Annotated in this window: 12 protein-coding genes and 1 pseudogene; 5 read left to right on the top strand and 8 right to left on the bottom strand. The window is 66.8% G+C overall.

Annotated features, from left to right (window positions below; all coding sequences use genetic code 11):
• Positions 1-152 precede the first annotated feature (152 nt).
• On the top strand, positions 153-2078 hold the full coding sequence (locus HK401_RS14510) for a calcineurin-like phosphoesterase C-terminal domain-containing protein (protein WP_181275363.1): 1926 nt from the start codon (positions 153-155) through the stop codon (positions 2076-2078).
• Between the two features lie 56 nt (positions 2079-2134).
• Here HK401_RS14510 and HK401_RS14505 read toward each other — a convergent pair whose 3' ends face one another.
• Both HK401_RS14505 and HK401_RS14500 read right to left on the bottom strand, forming a co-directional pair.
• Entirely contained in the window at positions 2135-3220 is a 1086-nt protein-coding gene (locus HK401_RS14505) for a P1 family peptidase (RefSeq protein WP_181275362.1), read from the bottom strand.
• Complete coding sequence (locus tag HK401_RS14500) at positions 3217-4731, bottom strand: aminopeptidase P family protein (RefSeq protein WP_181275361.1); 1515 nt, start codon at positions 4729-4731, stop codon at positions 3217-3219. Before HK401_RS14500 ends, HK401_RS14505 begins: the two co-directional genes overlap by 4 nt.
• Positions 4732-4810: 79 nt before the next feature.
• Between HK401_RS14500 and HK401_RS14495 the strand changes: the two genes are divergently transcribed.
• Positions 4811-5668 carry a PHP domain-containing protein gene (locus HK401_RS14495; protein ID WP_181275360.1) on the top strand — a complete coding sequence of 286 codons (858 nt, stop codon included), beginning with the start codon at positions 4811-4813 and terminating at the stop codon, positions 5666-5668.
• 101 nt (positions 5669-5769) lie between these two features.
• Here the strand turns inward: HK401_RS14495 and HK401_RS20805 are convergent, their stop codons facing one another.
• The 3 genes and pseudogenes from HK401_RS20805 to HK401_RS14485 form a co-directional block, all read right to left on the bottom strand.
• The gene (locus tag HK401_RS20805; RefSeq protein ID WP_258234225.1) at positions 5770-6282 is read right to left on the bottom strand and encodes an acyltransferase family protein; all 513 of its coding nucleotides are present in this window, start codon (positions 6280-6282) and stop codon (positions 5770-5772) included.
• Positions 6236-6544 (bottom strand): annotated as a pseudogene (locus tag HK401_RS21205) (acyltransferase family protein); the annotation flags it as partial. The pseudogene HK401_RS21205 and the gene HK401_RS20805, both read right to left, overlap by 47 nt.
• A 217-nt stretch (positions 6545-6761) precedes the next feature.
• Complete coding sequence (locus HK401_RS14485; RefSeq protein WP_181275358.1) at positions 6762-8306, bottom strand: DEAD/DEAH box helicase; 1545 nt, start codon at positions 8304-8306, stop codon at positions 6762-6764.
• Between the two features lie 62 nt (positions 8307-8368).
• Between HK401_RS14485 and HK401_RS14480 the strand changes: the two genes are divergently transcribed.
• Entirely contained in the window at positions 8369-9001 is a 633-nt protein-coding gene (locus tag HK401_RS14480; protein WP_181275357.1) for a ferritin-like fold-containing protein, read from the top strand.
• Between the two features lie 278 nt (positions 9002-9279).
• On the opposite strand, the gene HK401_RS14475 is transcribed toward HK401_RS14480, so the two are convergent.
• Both HK401_RS14475 and HK401_RS14470 read right to left on the bottom strand, forming a co-directional pair.
• Positions 9280-9501 carry a DUF3107 domain-containing protein gene (locus HK401_RS14475; protein ID WP_166971320.1) on the bottom strand — a complete coding sequence of 74 codons (222 nt, stop codon included), beginning with the start codon at positions 9499-9501 and terminating at the stop codon, positions 9280-9282.
• 96 nt (positions 9502-9597) lie between these two features.
• Positions 9598-10134: a TetR/AcrR family transcriptional regulator gene (locus HK401_RS14470; protein ID WP_246490683.1), complete on the bottom strand. Its 537-nt coding sequence runs from the start codon at positions 10132-10134 to the stop codon at positions 9598-9600.
• Positions 10135-10303: 169 nt separating this feature from the next.
• Between HK401_RS14470 and HK401_RS14465 the strand changes: the two genes are divergently transcribed.
• Complete coding sequence (locus HK401_RS14465; RefSeq protein WP_181275356.1) at positions 10304-13660, top strand: PD-(D/E)XK nuclease family protein; 3357 nt, start codon at positions 10304-10306, stop codon at positions 13658-13660.
• Positions 13660-16845 (top strand): ATP-dependent helicase, encoded by a 3186-nt coding sequence (locus HK401_RS14460; protein WP_181275355.1) that lies wholly within the window; start codon positions 13660-13662, stop codon positions 16843-16845. Before HK401_RS14465 ends, HK401_RS14460 begins: the two co-directional genes overlap by 1 nt.
• A gap of 60 nt (positions 16846-16905) precedes the next feature.
• Here HK401_RS14460 and HK401_RS14455 read toward each other — a convergent pair whose 3' ends face one another.
• Positions 16906-18264, bottom strand: a complete 1359-nt coding sequence (locus HK401_RS14455) for an aminoglycoside phosphotransferase (protein WP_181275354.1) — start codon at positions 18262-18264, stop codon at positions 16906-16908.
• Positions 18265-18323 lie beyond the last annotated feature (59 nt).

Raw genomic sequence — 18323 nt, 5'->3', positions numbered from 1 at the left:
GTCTCACCGGCTACAGGTCATTGGGCATCGGGTTCCACGGAGGCACTTCTCCTATTCATCAAGTAGTCCTGTCGGCTTCACCTCGTTGTCGCCCCGTCTCCTTAGGGTCGTTTCTCGGCACAGTCCGCCACAGTCGAATTCAGGAGAAATCCATGCAGACACGACGAATCCGTCCTCGCACCACCGCCTCAGGCCTCGGGGCCTGGGCGGCCCTTGCACTCTTCGCCCCGCTGCTCTCACCCACCGCCGCGACGGCGGCGAATACGCCGGCCGAGATGTATGAGGGCCACGTCCAGGTCGACCGCGGAACGGCCGCGGACCCGCAGACGTTCACCGGCCAGGTCTTCGACGACGTCAACGAGAACTCGAAGCTCGACGGTGATGAGTCGGGCGTGGCCGGGGTCGCGGTGACCAATGGGGTCGACGTCGTCCAGACCGACGGCGAGGGCCGCTACGAGCTGCCCGTGCGTGACAATATGACCGTGTCGGTCACCCAGCCGGCCGGTTGGCAGGTGCCCGTCGATGAGGACAAGGTCGCACAGTTCAGCTACAACCACCTGCCCGAAGGCTCCGGGGACCTCAAGTACGGCGGCATCGCACCGACGGGGGAGACTCCGAAGGCCGTGAACTTCCCGATGGTCGAATCGAAGGCCTCAGCCGCCTCGGAGCAGAACTGCCCGATCGCCGCTGACACCCAGGGCTATGACAAGACCGAGATGGGCTATGCCCGCGACGGCGCCGTGGGCGACCTCGCCGATCGGAACGACTACGGAGCCTGCGGTGTGCTGCTGCTCGGCGACAACGTCGGCGACGACCTCAGCCTCAACGACGAACTGCGCGACATCTATTCGCAGACCAACGGACCCGTCCGCGTCGCCCCCGGCAACCACGATCAGGACTACGACGCCGTCGACGATGCCCACGCCCTCGACACGTTCCGCGACCAGTTCGGCCCTTCCTACTTCTCCTACGATGTGGGCAAGACCCACTTCGTCGTCCTCGACAGCATCGAATACGAGGGCAAGGCGAACAACAAGAAGTACAAGGAGAACATCACCGATGAGCAGCTGACCTGGTTGGCCAACGACCTGAAGAACGTGCCGAAGAACGCGCAGGTCGTCATCGCCACCCATGCACCGATCCTCACTCACAAAGAGGTCGTCGTCGACAATGCGAAGGACTTCTACGACGTCATCGCCGACTATCCCAACGCGGTGACCATCGGCGGTCACACGCACACGCAGGAGAACCTCGTGGCCGGGGAGACGCGGAAGGAATGGGCGGAAGCGGGAATCGAGAAGCTGCCCAATACGCAGATCGTCGCCGGCGCCGTCTCCGGAGACTGGTACTCCGGTGGGCTCAACGCCGACGGACTGCCGTACTCGTTCACTCAGGACGCTTCCGAACCGGGCGTGCTCACCCTCGAATTCGACGGCGCCTCGCGCAGCGAACGCTATACCGTGCGCAACGAAACGGAAGATCACCAGCTGCTGCTCGGTGTGAACTCGCCGGAATGGCGCGACTGGGCGCAGAAGGCTCAGGAGTGGCAGGACGCGGACAAGGAAGGGACAGCTCCGGAGGCGATCTCCGAACGCGTCGTCACCCGCGACGACCTCAAGCAGGGTCAGACGTGGCTGACCTCGAGCTTCCTGGCCGGAACCTCGGATGCCCGTGTCGAGGTCAGCTTCGACGGAAAGAGCCCGAAACGGTCCGAACACACTCAGCCGGGCAAGGGCGAGGCCCTGGCGAAGGGTTGGGAGTACACCGACCCGTACACGGCCTCGCAGAACCTGCGCACCTCCGGCAATGTCGGGCAGTCGAGCTCGCATCTGTGGCGGACGGCGATTCCTGCCGATCTCGATCTGGGAACCCACACCGCCGAGGTGACCGGAACCGACCGCTACGGTCGTGACTTCAGCCAGACGGTCAGGTTCACCGTGGTCGAGGACGAGGCCGCAGCGCAGTCCGAATCGCAGAAGCTGCTGCGCCAGGACGGCTTCGACGCCCAGCAGAAGAAGGAGATCAGGGAGCCGAAGGGTCTCGACTCCGACGAGGCTCAGTCGGCTCGCAACGACTGACGCGAAACCGAACCACGAAGACGGGGCCCGCCGAACGGCGGGCCCCGTCTTCGTGGTCAGAGCTTGGTGAACGCGGAGGTGAAGTCCGGTGCGATCTCGCTCAGGGCCGACGGCTGTCTCCATTCGGCATCGACCGGGACCGCCGCAGCATGGGCGTCGAGGATCGCCAGGCTCAGAGCGTCGGCGGCTGCCGCGGTGATGCTCACGAGTTCGCGGTCGGCGGCGCCGAAGTCAGATGGCAGAGTGCGCGAACCGGTGGAGATGCCGAAGACGGTGTCGCCGTCGTAGAGGGTATGCGACGGCTGCACCGCGCGGGCGATTCCGGCATGTGCGCCCGAGGCCATCCGCGTCACCTGTGCCGGATCGAGTCGGGCATCGGTGGCGACGACCGCGATCGTCGTGTTCTTCGCAGCCGTCTCCGGATCCGGCACGGGAGCGGCCGGCAGATCGTGGACGGATGGAAGGTCGAGGTGCAGCGATCGCAGCAGCGGATCCAACCACAAGCCGCCGGCCGGTGTGCCGATCGTGCCCAGGGAGTTCGCGGCCACGAGGGCCGCGACGGTGACGCCGCCGGGCAGTCGGATCGCAAAGGAGCCGAGCCCGCTGCGCAGACTCTGGAATCCCGATCGGGCCCCGGTCCCCGCGCCGAGGCAGCCTCTGACCTCGACCGCCGCCTCGGACAGTGCCGCCCGCGCAGCCAGGGCGCCCTCGGCCGGGGTGGGCGGGGCGACGGTGCCGTCGCCGCGACCGAGATCATAGATCGCGGCCGCGGGAACGATGGGCACGACGGTCTCGGAGAGTCCGGGAGCCGGGAATCCGAGCCCCGCCTCGGCGAGGGTGTCGACGACCCCGCCCACGGCGCTCAGTCCCAAGGCGGAACCGCCGGTGAGGACGATGGCATCGGCGCCGTAGGAATGGGTGCCCGGGGCGATGACATCGGTCTCCCGGGTGGCCGGACCGCCGCCGCGGACGTCGACGCCGACCGTGGATCCGGGCGGCGGCAGGACGACGCTCAGCCCGGTCAGTCGGGAGGGCGAGGACTCGTCGGCATGGCCGAGGCGGATGCCGGGGACCTCGAGGATCCCACGTCCGCGGACGGGACCCGAGCCGGGTCCGGCATTCGTCCCGGTGTCTCCGGTCATCGTCCCTGGACCCAGGCCTCGACCTCGGCGCGGGTGCGCGGGAAGTCGGCGGAGAGGTTCTCCACACCGTCGGCGGTGACGAGGACGTCGTCTTCGATGCGCACCCCGTTGCCGCGGAACTCCTCGGGCAGCAGCAGGTCATCGGCCTTGAAGTACAGGCCGGGTTCGATGGTGAAGACCATTCCCGGTGCGAGGGTGGCATCGAGGTACATCTCGGCCCGGGCCTGAGCGCAGTCGTGGACGTCGAGACCGAGGTGGTGGCTGGTGCCGTGGACCATCCACCGGCGGTGCTGCTGGCCCTCGGGGGACAGGGACTCGACGGCCGAGACGGGCAGGACGCCGAAGGACTCGAGGCGTTCGGCGATGACCTCCATGGCCGCCTCGTGGACCTCCCGGAACTTCACGGGACGCTGCGCATGTTCGGCGGCGACGGCGAACGCGGCGTCGGAGGCGGCGAGCACGGCGTCGTAGATCTTCGCCTGCACCTCGGTGAAGGTGCCCGAGACCGGCAGGGTGCGGGTGATGTCGGCGGTGTAGAGGGAGTCGGCTTCGGCTCCGGCGTCGACGAGGACGAGATCACCGTCTCTGACCTCCCCGTCGTTGCGGATCCAGTGCAGGGTGCAGGCATGGTCGCCGGATGCCGCGATCGTGTCATAGCCGACGCCGTTGCCGTCGGAGCGGGCCGCGGTTTCGAACGCGGTTTCGATGATGCGCTCACCGCGGCGATGGCCCAGCGCCTTCGGCAGTGCGGAGACGACGTTGTCGAAGCCCGCCCGGGTGATCGCGACGGCCTCGCGCAGGGCGTCGACCTCGTGCTCGTCCTTGATCAGTCGCAGCTCGGAGAGCATCTGCGCCAGTTCTTCGTCGCCGGCCTCGGACGTCTCCAGATCGGCCTGGACCTGCGTGCGGGCGAGGTCGATGACACCGTCGATGCGGACATCGGCCTGTCGGACCAGGCGCACGGAGATCGCTCCGAGGTCCTTCGTGATGACGTCGTCGACGACCGCGGAGTTCTCCGTGGCGATCCCCGTCATCGTCGACATGGCCTGCAGATCGGCACGTGGACCGACCCAGTATTCGCCGTAGCGCGCATCGGAGAAGAACTCCTCGGTGTCGGCTCCCGCGCGGGGACGGAAGTACAGGGTCACGTCGTGGCCGTCCTCGCTCGGTTCGAAGACGAGCACGGCGTCGGGCTCGGAATCGGTCTCGAGCCCGGTGAGGTGGATGAACGCCGAGTGCGCACGGAAGCGGTAGTCGGTGTCATTGGAACGGACCTTGAGCCCGCCGGCGGGAACGACGAGGCGTTCGCCGGGAAAGGCCGCCGATACCTGGGCGCGACGGGCCGGAGTGAAGCCGGCGGCGCCGAGGGCCTCGGCATTGAGGGGGGTGCGATCCCAACCGGAGGCCACGAAGTCGCGGAAGGCTTGGGAGTTCGGTCGATGCGAGCGGTTGTTGACGCGGTCTGAGAGTGCTTGAGTCGAGTCTTGAGTGTCTGGGTTCTGCTCAGTCATGACCCCAGTCTAGGCGGCATCTCCGACATCGTGCCTGCGGGTGGGAAGCGCGAACGACAGTTGCAGATAGACTGTGACCATGGTCATCGATCTCCATGTGCACACCGCATTCTCGGACGGGACCCAGACCCCTTCCGAACTCATCTCCGAAGCGTCGATGGAGGGCATCGATGTCGTCGGCATCACCGACCACGACACCACCGCCGGTTGGACGCCGGCCGTCGACGCGGCGCGGGTCTACGGGCTCGGGCTCGTCCGGGGAATGGAGATCTCCTGTCGCTATGAAGGCATCAGCGTGCACCTGCTGTCCTACCTTCACGATCCCTATGACACCGGGCTCGCCGAGGTGGTGCAGGAGACGAGGAGGGCGCGCGTTCACCGCACCCACCTCATCATCGAGCGTCTCGCCGAGGACTATCCCATCGACATGGACGCTGTGCTCTCGGTCTCGGGCGAGGACGCGACGATCGGCCGTCCGCACATCGCCGATGCCCTGGTCGCCGCGGGTGTCGTCGACAACCGCACCGAAGCGTTCTCATCGATTCTGTCCAGTCACGGAAAGTACCATGTCGCACTGCCGACGATCGACCCGATCACTGCGATCGGCCTGATCCGCGAGGCCGGGGGAGTCTCGGTCTTCGCTCACCCTCGTGCGGCCATGCGCGGGCGGGTCGTGCCCGATTCCGCGATGGCCGAGTTCATCGCGGCCGGCCTCGACGGACTCGAGGTCGACCATCGGGACAATCCACCGCAGGAGCGGGAGTCGATGCGCAGGCTCGCTCATGAGCACGATCTCATCATCACCGGTTCGAGCGATTACCACGGGACGGGAAAGCCGAACCGCCTCGGCGAGCACGTCACTTCCGATCACATGCTCGCGAAGCTCATCGAGCGTGCGGCCTCACGGCCCGGCGGAGTCGACTTCATCCAGGGTTGAGCGAGTGCAGACGGCATGAGCCGTCGTCGCTTTGGCGGGATCGTCTGGGCGAAGGCACCCGGCCGTTTCAGCCGAGGAGTCGGCGCAGACGGAGTCTGCCCCTAGGTGAGGCTGAGCGCGTAGGACACTGCTGCCATGAGGGCGAGTAACCCGAGGTATTGGACGACGAGGAGAAGAGGTCCGGCCTCGACGTCGTAGAGGTGTTCGAAGAAGAGCTCGAGGAAGAACACGTGGACGAGGAACGCGCCGAACGAGGCTGAGGCCAGTCGCGTGACGAACTTCTCCATCCGATCGCCGAGGCGGATGCGCGAGACGACGAGGATGACGCTGATCGCGAGACCGACGATGAGCGGATTCGCATTCGCGATCGGGTACTCCCGCTGGGGCTCCCACCACAGGACCCCGAGTGCCGAGACGGCGAAGAGCAGACACAGCGTCCAGATCGGCGGACGCAGCTCGTGGCGCTGGCGCGAGCCGCCGGGGACGCCCGCCCTTCCAGAACAGGACGAGAGCGCCGAAGCCGAGGATGAGCGGAATGTACGCGTAGAGGCACCACAGGTGGAATGCGGGACGGCCGGCTTCGAGGAAGCTGCGCGCGAGGTCGTGCCGGACAATCACCTCGTCGGTGTCGAAGAGGGTGAAAGCGAGGACGAAGATGACCGACCACACGGCAAGAGGTACCAGGTGACGAACGATCCGATCCCACATCTCCGCCTCGGTGCGCGGGGGCGCGCCGGCGAGGACCGCCCAACCGGCGATCATGAAGAACATGGGCACGGCCCAGGGGTTGACCGCCTCGGCGAGGTGACCGAGCCACCAGGCATTGCTGCCTTCCTCACTGCGGCCGATGTGCACACCGCCGGAGTGGCCGACCATGACGGTGAGTCCGGCGAGGACGCGCATGACGTCGACGTCATGGCGGTGGGCCTTCTTCGGCTGAGCTTCGGCAGTGGGCGCATTGTCGGCAGTCGACGGCGTGGTGAGGCGTTCGCCGGCGGGGGAGGAGTCGTCGACTCGGGCGGGGGTCGGATTGAACGCAGGGTCAACGAAGAGGGCCCCGATCTTTCGATCGGGGCCCTCTTCGTCTCGATTGTCAGTCCTCGCTGGCTTCGGTGGTCGAGTGGCCGCCCCGGCCGCTCTGTCCACCCTGCCCGCGGTTGACGGGCCTGCCGCCGCGGGTGCGTCGGCGTGAACGCTGACGACGCGGCTTGCGCTCACCGTCACCGGAGTCGGAGGAGCCGCTGCGACGGTCGGAAGAGCCACCTCGGCGATCGGTGGAACGCTCGGAGGAGCGGGAACGACCGGACGAGCGACGACGCTCCGAGCCGTGGGACGTCTTCTCGGCACCGCCCTGGTCCTCGCCGTCGGGATGCTGCCGGGGCAGGCGGCCCTTCGTCCCCTTCGGGATGCCGAGGTCGGAGAAGAAGTGAGGCGAGGTGGAATAGGTCTCGGCGGGTTCGTCGAAATCGAGGCCGAGGGCCTTGTTGATCAGCCGCCAGCGCGGCATGTCGTCCCAGTCGACGAGGGTGACGGCGACGCCCGAATGGCCGGCACGACCGGTGCGGCCGATGCGGTGGACATAGGTCTTCTCATCCTCGGGGCATTGGTAGTTGACCACGTGCGTGACATCGTCGATGTCGATGCCGCGGGCGGCGACGTCGGTGGCCACGAGCACATCGACCTTGCCGTCGCGGAATGACTTCAGGGCCTTCTCGCGCTGCGACTGACCGAGGTCGCCGTGGAGTGCCTTGACGGCGAATCCGCGGTCTTCGAGTTCGGCCGCGAGCTTGTCGGCGGTGCGTTTGGTGCGGGTGAAGATGATGGTTCGTCCGCGTCCCTCCGCCTGGAGCATACGGGCGACGAGTTCGCTCTTGTCCATCGAATGGGCGCGGTAGACGAACTGGGTGGTGTTCTTCCCCGTCAGGGACAGGTCCTCGTGATCCTGCGCACGGATGTGGGTCGGCTGGTTCATGTAGCGGCGGGCCAGGGTGATGACGGCGCCGGGCATCGTCGCGGAGAACAGCATCGTCTGCCGGTGCGCGGGCACCGCGTTGATGATCTTCTCCACGTCGGGCAGGAACCCGAGGTCGAGCATCTCGTCGGCCTCGTCGAGGACGACGGTGCGAACCCGGTGGAGCTTGAGGATCTTGCGCCCGTAGAGGTCGAGGAGGCGGCCGGGGGTGCCGACGACGACGTCGACTCCCGCCTTGAGTCGATTGATCTGCGGATCGAAGTCCATGCCGCCGTAGATCGTCATGATGTCGATATCGCGCTGCACCGAGGCGGTGACGAGATCGGCCGCGACCTGCTTGGCGAGCTCACGGGTGGGCACGACGACGAGTGCCTGCGGCAGGCGCTGCTCCGTCGAATCAATGACGCTGTCGGGGGTGGCCTCAGGGTTCGACGTGACCGAGGAGTCCTCGGTCTTGCCGACGACCCGCTGGAGCAGGGGGATGCCGAAGCCCAGGGTCTTTCCGGTGCCGGTCTTGGCCTGCCCGATGATGTCGGCGCCCGAGAGCGCCACCGGCAGCGTCAGTGCCTGAATCGGGAAGGGGTGGGTGATTCCTGCTGCGGCCAACGAGGCCACGATGGGTCCGGCGACTCCCAGGTCCGCGAAATCCGCTTCTGTCTCCGCCATATTCCAAACTCCTTTTAGCGCATGAGCGCTTGTCATGGGCTGCGAACCGGTAGTCTTGCACTATGCCCGATTCTGTCCCATTGGCCGGTAAAGATGCTGCGACGCTCGCACTCGTGGCGTTCGGCGAGCTGACCGGTTTCGAACGTATGGCCACCAACGCAACGACCGCAGCGGATCTCGATGACAAGGTCATCTTGGCGCGGTTGGCCTCTCAGTCATTCGCGAACTTCGAACAGCTCTCACAGCACATCGATCAGATGGGCCAGGATGTGATCGAGCTCTGTCAGCACTTCGAGCCGACCTTCAGCACGCTGGCTGAAAGGACTCGTCCTCGCGACTGGTACGAAAGCCTCATGAAGGGATTCGTCTTCGACGGAATCATGAATGATTTCTACCGCACGGCTGTGGATGAACTCGCGGAGCCCGGATACAGCCTGGCTATTGCAATTCTCGATGATACACGGGCCAGCGATTATGCGCGCAATCGTCTGACTGCCGAAGTGGCCGAGGACACGCAGCTGGCATCCCGTCTGGCACTGTGGGGACGCAAGCTCGTCGCCGAGACGCTCGGCCGTGCCCGCACCCTGCTCACCGATCCCGTCCTCGGCATCGACGAAGGCCTCGTGGTCGAAATGATCCCCGCCGTGACCTCGAATCACTCGAAGCGCATGTCCGCCCTCGGACTCGTCGCCTGAGCTTTCCGCTCTGGTGCTGCGCGCACCACAACTGTGCATCGAGAGTGCATGTGCCCCTGCATTTGTGCACTGAGCGTGCACTTCCAGTAGACAGATGCGCGCCCGCACTGCCACGCTGCCACGTCGACACGTCCTGTCCGTACACACATGTCGGCATACAGCCCGCACAAACAGGGCAGGGCCCCGGTCGGTGTGACCGGGGCCCTGCCCTGTTGGTGCGGAGCTCGCGTCCGCTCCGATGCCGGTACCGGAGCGCTCGGATGCCGAAGCCGGAACTCTCAGGCACTGAAGCCGACGCGGCGAGCGGACTCGGCACCGACCTCGATGTAGCCGAGCGAGCCGGCAGGGACGAAGATCTGACGTCCCTTCGTGTCGGTGAACGTCAGCAGCCCGTCGGACTGGATCTTCTCCTCGATGCGTGCGGCCAGTGCCTTCGCATCCTCGTCCGTTTCGAGGGTGATCTCACGCTGTGTCTGCTTGACGCCGATCTTGATTTCCATGGTGCTCCTTGTGCGGATCCTAGGTGACGGTTGACGGGTGGGTCTGTCCTCAGCTTAACGGCAGTCGGAGGGCGTTTTCTTCCCGCAGGATTCCGCTCAGCGCTGAGCGAAGGACTGCAGTCCGCCCCAGCTCATCTGCGTGAGCAGGGCGACCGCGGAATCGACGTCGACACCGCGCTGGGAATCGATCTGCTTGACGACGACCTCGGCGGTGCCGATGAGCGCACGGCACAGCAGCCGGGCCTCGTCGTCGCCCAACCGGGCGAAGTGCTGCAGCGCCGTGACCACCCGTGCCGCCGAGCGTTCGCGCAGGGCGCGCAGCTTCTCCTCGGCCTTCGGCTCGTAGACATCGGAGTTGAAGATGATGACGAACTCTTCGCGGTGGGAGACGACGAAGTCGAAGTAGGCGCGATAGGTCGCACGAACCTGCTCCTGGGGATCCTTCGTCAGCTCCAGCGCCTCGGCGAGCCTGGAGTCGAGGAGGGAGGCCGAAGCGTCGATGAGCGCGAGGTAGAGATCCTGTTTGGAGTCGAAGTGCTGGTAGAGCACGGGTTTGGACACACCAGCGGCCTCGGCGATCATATCCATCGAGGTCGTGCGATATCCACGGGTGGCGAAGACGGAGCGTGCCACTCCCACCAGTTGGTCGCGGCGTTGGTCACGGGGCAATCTCTGTTGTGGACTCGACATTCTTCAATGTTACGCGACGTCACTGTCGGGTAACTGCATCTGCCTCGGTTCGGCGACGCGCCGGACCCGGCCGCGAGGGAGTCATGTCAGCCCCTCGTGATGGAATACGAGTATGGATGAGATGCCCGAGGAGATGAGCGCCGCCCTGCTGGGCGGGCAGAGCCTGAGCATCGTCGGTCGGCCGGGGACGGGGAAGACGACGCTGCTCGAATCCGTCTACGCACGGCTGGTGTCCCGGATCAGCCCCGCCTCGGTGCTCGTGCTCACCCCGGATCGCGACCATGCCGATGTGCTGCGCAATCGGCTGCCGGTGCCCGCCGACGCCGTGCTGTCGGCCGCTCCCGCCCGGAGCCTGTCCTCCTTCGCCTACGGAATCGCCCGCGCCGCACACACGACCCGGACGGGGGAGGACCTCGAGTTCATCTCCGGAGCGGATCAGGATGTGTTCCTGGCCGACCTGCTGGCCGGCCATGAGCTCGGCCATGGGCGGGCCCCCGCCTGGCCGACGGAGATCACCGCCGAGGTGCGGGCGACCTCGGCGTTCCGCACCGAGGTCAGAGATGCCCTCAACCGGGTGATGGAGTTCGACTTCGGCCTGCACGTGCCGGAGCCGTCCGGTTCCGGCGCCGACGAACACGTCTTCGACTACGGTCGCAGCGCCCTGGAACGGGTGCTTGCGAACAATCCCGACCCCCGGTGGGCGGCCGTGGCCGAGGTTCTCGATGAATATCTGGGCATCATGTCCATGCCCGGCTACGGCGGGATCGATTCGGCCACCGTCCTGGCTCTGGCTGCGTTCGAGGTGTTCCGCGAACCCGCCGAGGTGACCGCGGGCCGACCGTGGACGTTCGCCCCCGATCTGGTGCCCACCGTCGTGCTCGCCGACGGCGTGCAGGACTTCCCGGCCGCCGGGTGGGGAATCCTCGAGCAGCTGCGCAGACGCGGCAGCGCCCTCGCCCTGTTCGGCAGCCCGGAGACGGTGACCGGGCGCTTCCACGGCGCCGATGCGTCGATCATCGACCGCAGCACCGACGACCCGAATTTCCGCACCGTCGTCCTCGACCGGCTGTGGGACGTCGATGCCGATCTGGGCGCGGTCATCGACGGATTCGGCGCCCGGATCACCAGCCGCTGGTCGCTTCGGCACATGCCCAGGCCCGGAGCGGGAGTCGACGCCGAAGCCGACGCCGAAGCCGACGCCGTCGATGATGCACCGATGAACGCGAACGACGCCGTGGAGGCAGTGCCGAAAGGGGCCGCCTACGTCCCGACGGACGCAGCGCCGAACGCCGGTGAGGCCGGCGGCTCGCACCCGACCGCGGATCGCGACGAGCAGGTCGAGACCCATGTCTTCGAAGGCAGCGCCTCGGGACATCGGTATCTGGCCCGCCGGATCACGAACTTCGTCGAGAACGGGCACGCCTGGTCCGATGTCGCGCTCATCTGCCGGAACTCGTCGACGGCCCGAAGCATCGCGAACGAACTGCGAGCAGCGGGAGTCTCCATCGCCACCCTCATGCAGCCGCTCAACGTGGACCCGGCGACCGCTCCGCTGCTGCAGCTGCTGTCGACGACCCCGGACTTCGACGACGACGAATCCATCGCCGAACTCGCCCTGTCCCTGGCCGGCAGCATCTATGTCCGGCTCGACCCGGTGCAGATCCGTCGTTTCCGTCGGGCGGTGCGGCGACGCTTCCCCGCAGCTTCGAGTACGGCGTCACTCGCTCAGGCGCTGCGCCACCCCGTCGATGATGACTCGCCGCAGGCACTGGTGACGATCTCACGCATGCTCCGCGCCGCAGCCGACGTCGGAGCGGTCGACCCGCACGAAGCGCTGTGGTCGATCTGGGAGGCCGCCGGAGTGGCCCAGAGGTGGCAGTCCGAAGCGCTTCGCGATCCCGAATCGGTCACAGGTGGCTACCTCGACTCGGTGCTGCGGCTGTTCGCCCTGGCCGAGAAGATCGCCGACCGCGGCGGATTCACGGCCCGCTCCTTCGCCGGGATCGTCGCCGAGCAGGACATCGCACAGGACTCGCTGGCCGATACCGCAGGGTTCTCCGATCACGTCCGCGTGGGCACACCGTCGTCCCTGGCCCATGTGCGCGTGCCGTTGGTCATCATCGCCGAGGTCAACGAGGGTGTGTGGCCGAACCCGAAGCTGCGCGGCGGCATCCTCGGGCTCACCGACCTCGCCGCGGTGCTGGCCTCCGGTGAGACGGTGACCGGCGACCCCGGTTTTCACGGGCACGCCAAGCGCACGAACCTGCGAGAGGAGGGAGAACTCTTCTACACCGCTCTGAGCAGGGCACAGGAGCGGGTGATCGTCACCGCCGTCACCGATTCGGAGACCGAGCCCTCCCCGTTCTTCGACGTCATTGCGGCAGGAACGATGAATGGCACCGAGGCGGCCGACGGATACGCGATCACCCACGAGGACGAGCTGCCCCCGTTGACCCTGCCGGAGATGGCCGCACATGCCCGGGCTCATCTGCTTCAGGCCGCCGACGTCGATCCCTCCTCGACCGAGCGCACCGATCCCGATACTTCGACCGAGCATCCCGCACCCGATGCCGATACCCAGACATGGGCGCAGCTGATGCGTGCGCTCTCGGCAGCGAGCTCGGCAGTCGAAGCGCCGAGCCGGTGGCGCGAATCCGAGGACATCACCTCGTCCGAGCCGCTCTTCTCCGACTCCGACACCGTGCGGATCTCACCGTCCCAGGTCGAATCCTTCACCGACTGTTCCCTGCGCTGGTTCCTCACTCGCAACGGCGGCGACCGACCGAGCTCGACCGCGCAGAATCTCGGCACCATCATCCACGCGGCTGCGGAGAACTACCCCTCCGGGCCGACCTCGGCGATCCGCGACTATGTCGAGGCCGAATTCGCCTCACTCGAGTTCGACGCCGAATGGCAGCGCGAACGGGAACTCGAGGTGGCGATGAAGATGGCCGACCGCCTCGGCGAATACATTGCGAACGCTCCGGGTGAGCTCGTGGGGGTGGAAGCACAGGTCTACGCCGTGGGCGAGGACGCCGACGGCCGACAGTGGAAGGTCACCGGCCGTCTCGACCGAGTCGAGGACGTCGACGGCGGACTGCGCATCATCGACTTCAAGACCGGCAAGAACGTCGTCGCCGGCAAAGAGATGGACAGGCACGCTCAGCTCGGCGTCTACCAGGAGGCGATCAATTCCGGAACCATCACGATCGGTGAGGATCAGACGCTCGACGCGCGTGCCTACGGCGCCGAACTCGTCTTCCTGCGCAACTCGGCCCGCACCGTCCGGCAGCAGCGGGCGTTGGAAGTCGACGAGGACCCGAATTGGGCGCGGGAACTCATCGACGACGTCTCCGGTCGGATGCGCGCAGGGACCTTCCCCGCCCGCGTCGACCCGCAGAAGTGCCTGAGCTGCCCGGTGCGATCGTCGTGTCCGGCCATCGGCCCGAAGATGTTGGAGGAGAACTGATGCGATTCAGCGCCGAGGAACTCGCGCGACTGACCGCAGCCGACCCCGCGCAGGCGTTTCCGCCCAGTCCCGAACAGCGAGTCATCATCGAGGCCGACCCCGGCCAGTCGATGAAGGTCACCGCCGGGGCCGGATCGGGCAAGACCACTGTCATCTCCCAGCGCGTGGTGTGGCTGGTCGCCAACGAATACGTCTCACCCGAAGAGATCCTCGGACTGACCTTCACCCGCAAAGCCGTCGGAGAACTCGGCGGACGCATCCGGGTGCTGCTGTCGCGACTGCGTCACAACCTCGGGCGGGGCGCAGACCTGTCCCTGCCCGGGCTGGAGAACCCGACGGTGTCGACCTACAACTCCTACGCCGCCTCGATCGTGAGCGAACACGGAGTGAGCATCGGGATCGAGCCCGAGACGGTGCTGCTCGACGAGGCGGCCGCGCACACCATCGCCGGGGGGCTCATCGACGCAGCAGCTCCGGATGAGATCCCCGGCAACTACTCCCGCGAAACGATGATCGATGACGTCATCGCCTTCGCCGCGGCAATGAACGATCACGGCCGCGACGTCGACGACGTGACCGCCTATCTCGACCAGTGCCTGGCCGCGCTCGTGTCGAGTAAGGGAAAGCCGGTCGACCCCAACGGTCGGCGTGCGAAGCTCGAAGCGAAGATCAGGACCGCGCGACTGGCCGATTCCTACATGCGGGCGAAGAGACGCAACCTCGCGATGGACTTCTCCGATCAGGTGCGATTCGCCCAGCGCATCATCGACGAGGTGCCGGCCGCCGCCGCGGCCGAGCGCGCCCGCTGGAAGATCGTGCTCCTCGACGAATTCCAGGACACCTCGGTCGCCCAGCTCGGGCTGCTGCGTGACCTCTTCGGCACCGCCGCAGTCACTGCCGTCGGCGACCCCCGACAGGCCATCTACGGCTGGCGCGGGGCCAGTGCCGACAATATGATCCGGTTCTCCTCGGACTTCGCCGACGTCGAATCGCTGACCCTGAGCACCAGCTGGCGCAACGACCGGACGATCCTGCAGACGGCCAACCGCATCGCCGACGGACTCACCGACAGCCGGGAGACCCCGCTGTCGGCCCGGGACGGAGCCGGCGAAGGCGAGGTGTGCATCGAGATCAGCTCGGGCGCCCACGACCCGGACTACCTGACCAACGGCAAGCGCGCCCTCACGGATTGGTTCCGCACCGTCCCCGAAGCGGCGACGAAAGCCGTGCTGTGTCGAAAGCGCGCCCACTTCGCCCCGGTCGCCGCCGCACTCGAAGCCGCCGGCTTCGCCGTTCATGTGCACGGCTCCTCCGGTCTGCTCAGCGACCCGTTCGTCGCGGACATGCGCGCCGTTCTCACCGCCGCAGTCGACCCGATGGCCGGGGACGAGATCATGCGACTCATCAGCGGCCGCATGCTCGGCCTCGGCGCCGGTGACATCGCCGCACTCCAAGCTTTCACTCGTCGTCAGACCGACCGTCGGCAGGCAGAACGAGCCCGAGACGGCCTCGAGTCCGAGGCGAGCATCGTCGAAGCAATCGACCAGGCGACGATCATCGAAGGCATCGATGAGCTCATCGACGTCGAGCGCGCCCTCGACCAGGGTGCCCGTACGGCCGGAGAGAAGACCGCTGTCGCCGACTGCCTTGACACTGGACTGAGCCGGGTGGCGCTCGGCCGTCTGGTGAGGCTGGCGAAAGCTCTGCGCACCGTGCGCTCGGGCACCGGCACCATCGCCTCCGTCATCCGCACAGCCATGGCCGAGACGGGAATCGACTCGGATATCTGGGGACTGAGTGACTCCCTGCGCAATCTGCACCGCTCCGCCGTCGATGCGTTCCTGTCCGCCGCCAGCCAGTATTCGGCGGCCGACGAACTGCCCTCGATCACGCGTTTCCTGTCCTGGCTGAGTCTCATGGAGACACACGATGCGCTGAGCACGGCGGAACCGACGACGGCCGCCTACGCGATCAATATCATGACCGTCCACGCCTCGAAGGGACTGGAATTCGACGCGGTCGCGGTGCCGGCCCTCGTGGTCAAGGACTTCCCGACCGAACCTCGTGACAAGGAAGGCTGGATGGAGCGGACGGCGCTTCCGTATCCGCTGCGCGGGGACCGCGCCCATCTCGTCGACTTCGACCTCCGCAATGCCGAGTTCGACACGAAGAAGGAACTCGACGAATGGATCAACGACTTCATCAAGCCGCAGATCGCCGATGCCCACGAAGCGGAAGAGCGACGCCTCGCGTATGTCGCTTTCACTCGTGCGAAACGCCACCTGTGGCTCGGTGCCGAGGTGATGGGATCGCGCGCCGTTCCCGACGATCCCTCACCGTTCCTCACCGAGGCGGCCCAGGCTCTGGGCATCGACCTGGAGATTCCCGAGCCGGCGGACGAATCCGCCGAGGACAGAATCGAGACGACTCCGTGGCCGGTGCCGCGCACCCGCCAGGTGGCGGCCGCAGAACGGGCCGCGACCTGGGTTGAGACCACCCCGGACCGTGCACTGAGCGACCTAGCCGACGAGCCCGGCCCTGTCGGACGGTATGCGGCACAGGCGCTGCGCATCGGCGACCGGCCGGCGCCGACCTCGGCATCCGGTATGCCCGACCGTTTGTCGGCGACCGCGCTGGTCGCGTGGCGGCGGGACCCGCAGGGATTTCGCACGCAGACGCTGCGACCGATTCCGAGCCCGCCGAGCCGAGCCGCCGAGATCGGCACCGGTTTCCACGCCTGGGTCGAACAGCATTTCGGCCAATCGAGCATCGACATCGGCGACGACGACATCGCTCGACCGAGCGATGCCGCCACGATCGAACGGCTGCAGGAGACGTTCCTGTCCTCCGAGTTCGCCACCCGACGAGCCGACCATGTCGAGATGTCGTTCGAACTCGTCCTCGGGCGCTTCCGGGTCCCCGGCAAGATCGACGCCGTGTTCATCACCGAGGGACACGCGGAGGTCGTCGACTGGAAGACTTCGAAGAAGCCGGCTGCCGACGTGCTCGAGGTGATGAAGTGGCAGCTGGCGCTCTACCGGTTCGCGATCCTCAGAGCCCATCCGGAGATCACCGAGGTGACCGGCACGTTCTACTTCGTCGGCAGCGACGAGATCGTGCGCTTCACCGAACTGCCCGATGAGGACGCCATCATCCGCTGGCTCGAGGACAACGACATCGCCTGAAGGCCCGTCGACACCCGCAGGGGCAGAGATCGAGTCAGCAGAGCGCGGCTGAACAGCAGGTCAGTCGTGGTCGGGCCGAGCGATCCGCCCGGTATCCTCGCTCTCCCGTGAGCTCGTGACCTCGTGTTCACGGGCGGTCGGCTCCGTGGCCGATCCGGGTTCGTCATCGGACCATGGTTCGGTGTCCGCTCCGGTGTCATCTGTGGACGGTTCGGTGTCCGAACCGGTGTTGGCGGAAGCCGGCGACGTATCCGAGGACCTGGTCGGGCGGGCCTGCGGAATGTAGACGTCGCCACGCTCCTTCTCGGTGATCGCGGCTTCGACATCGGTGGTGTCCTCATCGGCAGCCGCCGCGATGCGTCGGGGCGCCGTCGGGGCGGCGGCGTCCTCGACTGTGTCCGTTGAGGCGGGATCGGAGTCCTCGGTGGTCGCGTCCTGCGCATCGGAGTCCGGAGACTCGGCGGCCCTGATGCCGGAGTCCGCTGTGTCGACACCGGCTGCGCCGGAGAAGAGGACGTTGCTGAAGGAGGTCAGGAGTTCGGCGGCGTCCTGCACCGCGGTCTCGTCACCTGAATCCACGGCTTCGAGCAGCCAGTCGAGGACGGCGAACTCGGCGAGCAGTTCGGCACGATCGATCACATGCTCATCGGCACGGGGGCGGGAGCTGCGGTACTCCTCGAAGAATGTCGGCAGGGCGGCGGGATCGATGAGCGCCGAGGCTGCTGCGAGATCGATCGCGGGATCGGCGACCCGCAGGCGGCCGATCTCCGAAAGGGCGAGCACGCGCTCCTGATCGGTGTAGACGCTCGTCTCGTCGATCGAGCCGTGGATCGGAGTGGCGAGGAAGTGCCAGAGCGCGACCTTCTCGAATTCCTCCTCCCAGTGCTGCAGCAGCGCCGAGGGCACCCGACCCGTGCTCGCGGCCTGATCGAGCCTTTCGAGGATGAGGAACTGCGCTCGAGCAGGGTCCTCGACGGGGAAGCCCGCTTCGGAGACCGTTTCGGGAGCAGCAGAGTGCAGGGTCGCCAGAGCCTGCGCCAGAGAGCTGGCACGGGCCGTGTCGGCGATGGGCACATCGCCCAACGGGGCGCCCGGCAGCGGATCGGACAGGGTCACGGTCGTCGGGGTCGCGGTATCGAAGTACTCGGCCTCGACCTCGGTGATGGCTCGCAGATGCGGCCAGGAGAAGTCGGCGTGAGGATACATGGCATCGTAGAGGCGACCCGCCTCGGCGGCGGAACCGATGTCCGCAGTGCGATCGAGCTGCGTCTGAGCCGTCGCCACGAGCTGCTGTCGGTCATCGCTGAGCAGAACTCGGACACCGTCGTCCAAGGGCGGCAGGGGAGTCCATTTCGTCGGGGCGAAGCCGTCGAGCATGGTCGCCGCGATCGCAGTCAACTTGAGCGCCTTGATATCCACCTTCCCCAATCTACCGTCTGCATCCCGCTGAGACACGGGACTCGCCGCCGAGCGTGTCA

Origin of the sequence: Brevibacterium oceani (assembly GCF_013623835.1) — a bacterium.
Lineage (GTDB): Bacteria > Actinomycetota > Actinomycetes > Actinomycetales > Brevibacteriaceae > Brevibacterium > Brevibacterium oceani.
This window is presented reverse-complemented; position numbering and strand designations above follow the sequence as displayed.

Bases quoted from the DNA above. Each gene is read 5' to 3' on its own strand.
- HK401_RS14480 (WP_181275357.1), top strand. From the start codon at position 8,369: ATGCCCGATTCTGTCCCATTGGCCGGTAAAGATGCTGCGACGCTCGCA.
- HK401_RS14500 (WP_181275361.1), bottom strand. From the start codon at position 4,731: ATGACTGAGCAGAACCCAGACACTCAAGACTCGACTCAAGCACTCTCA.
- HK401_RS14510 (WP_181275363.1), top strand. From the start codon at position 153: ATGCAGACACGACGAATCCGTCCTCGCACCACCGCCTCAGGCCTCGGG.
- HK401_RS14495 (WP_181275360.1), top strand. From the start codon at position 4,811: ATGGTCATCGATCTCCATGTGCACACCGCATTCTCGGACGGGACCCAG.
- HK401_RS14485 (WP_181275358.1), bottom strand. From the start codon at position 8,306: ATGGCGGAGACAGAAGCGGATTTCGCGGACCTGGGAGTCGCCGGACCC.
- HK401_RS14505 (WP_181275362.1), bottom strand. From the start codon at position 3,220: ATGACCGGAGACACCGGGACGAATGCCGGACCCGGCTCGGGTCCCGTC.
- HK401_RS14460 (WP_181275355.1), top strand. From the start codon at position 13,660: ATGCGATTCAGCGCCGAGGAACTCGCGCGACTGACCGCAGCCGACCCC.
- HK401_RS14475 (WP_166971320.1), bottom strand. From the start codon at position 9,501: ATGGAAATCAAGATCGGCGTCAAGCAGACACAGCGTGAGATCACCCTC.
- HK401_RS14465 (WP_181275356.1), top strand. From the start codon at position 10,304: ATGGATGAGATGCCCGAGGAGATGAGCGCCGCCCTGCTGGGCGGGCAG.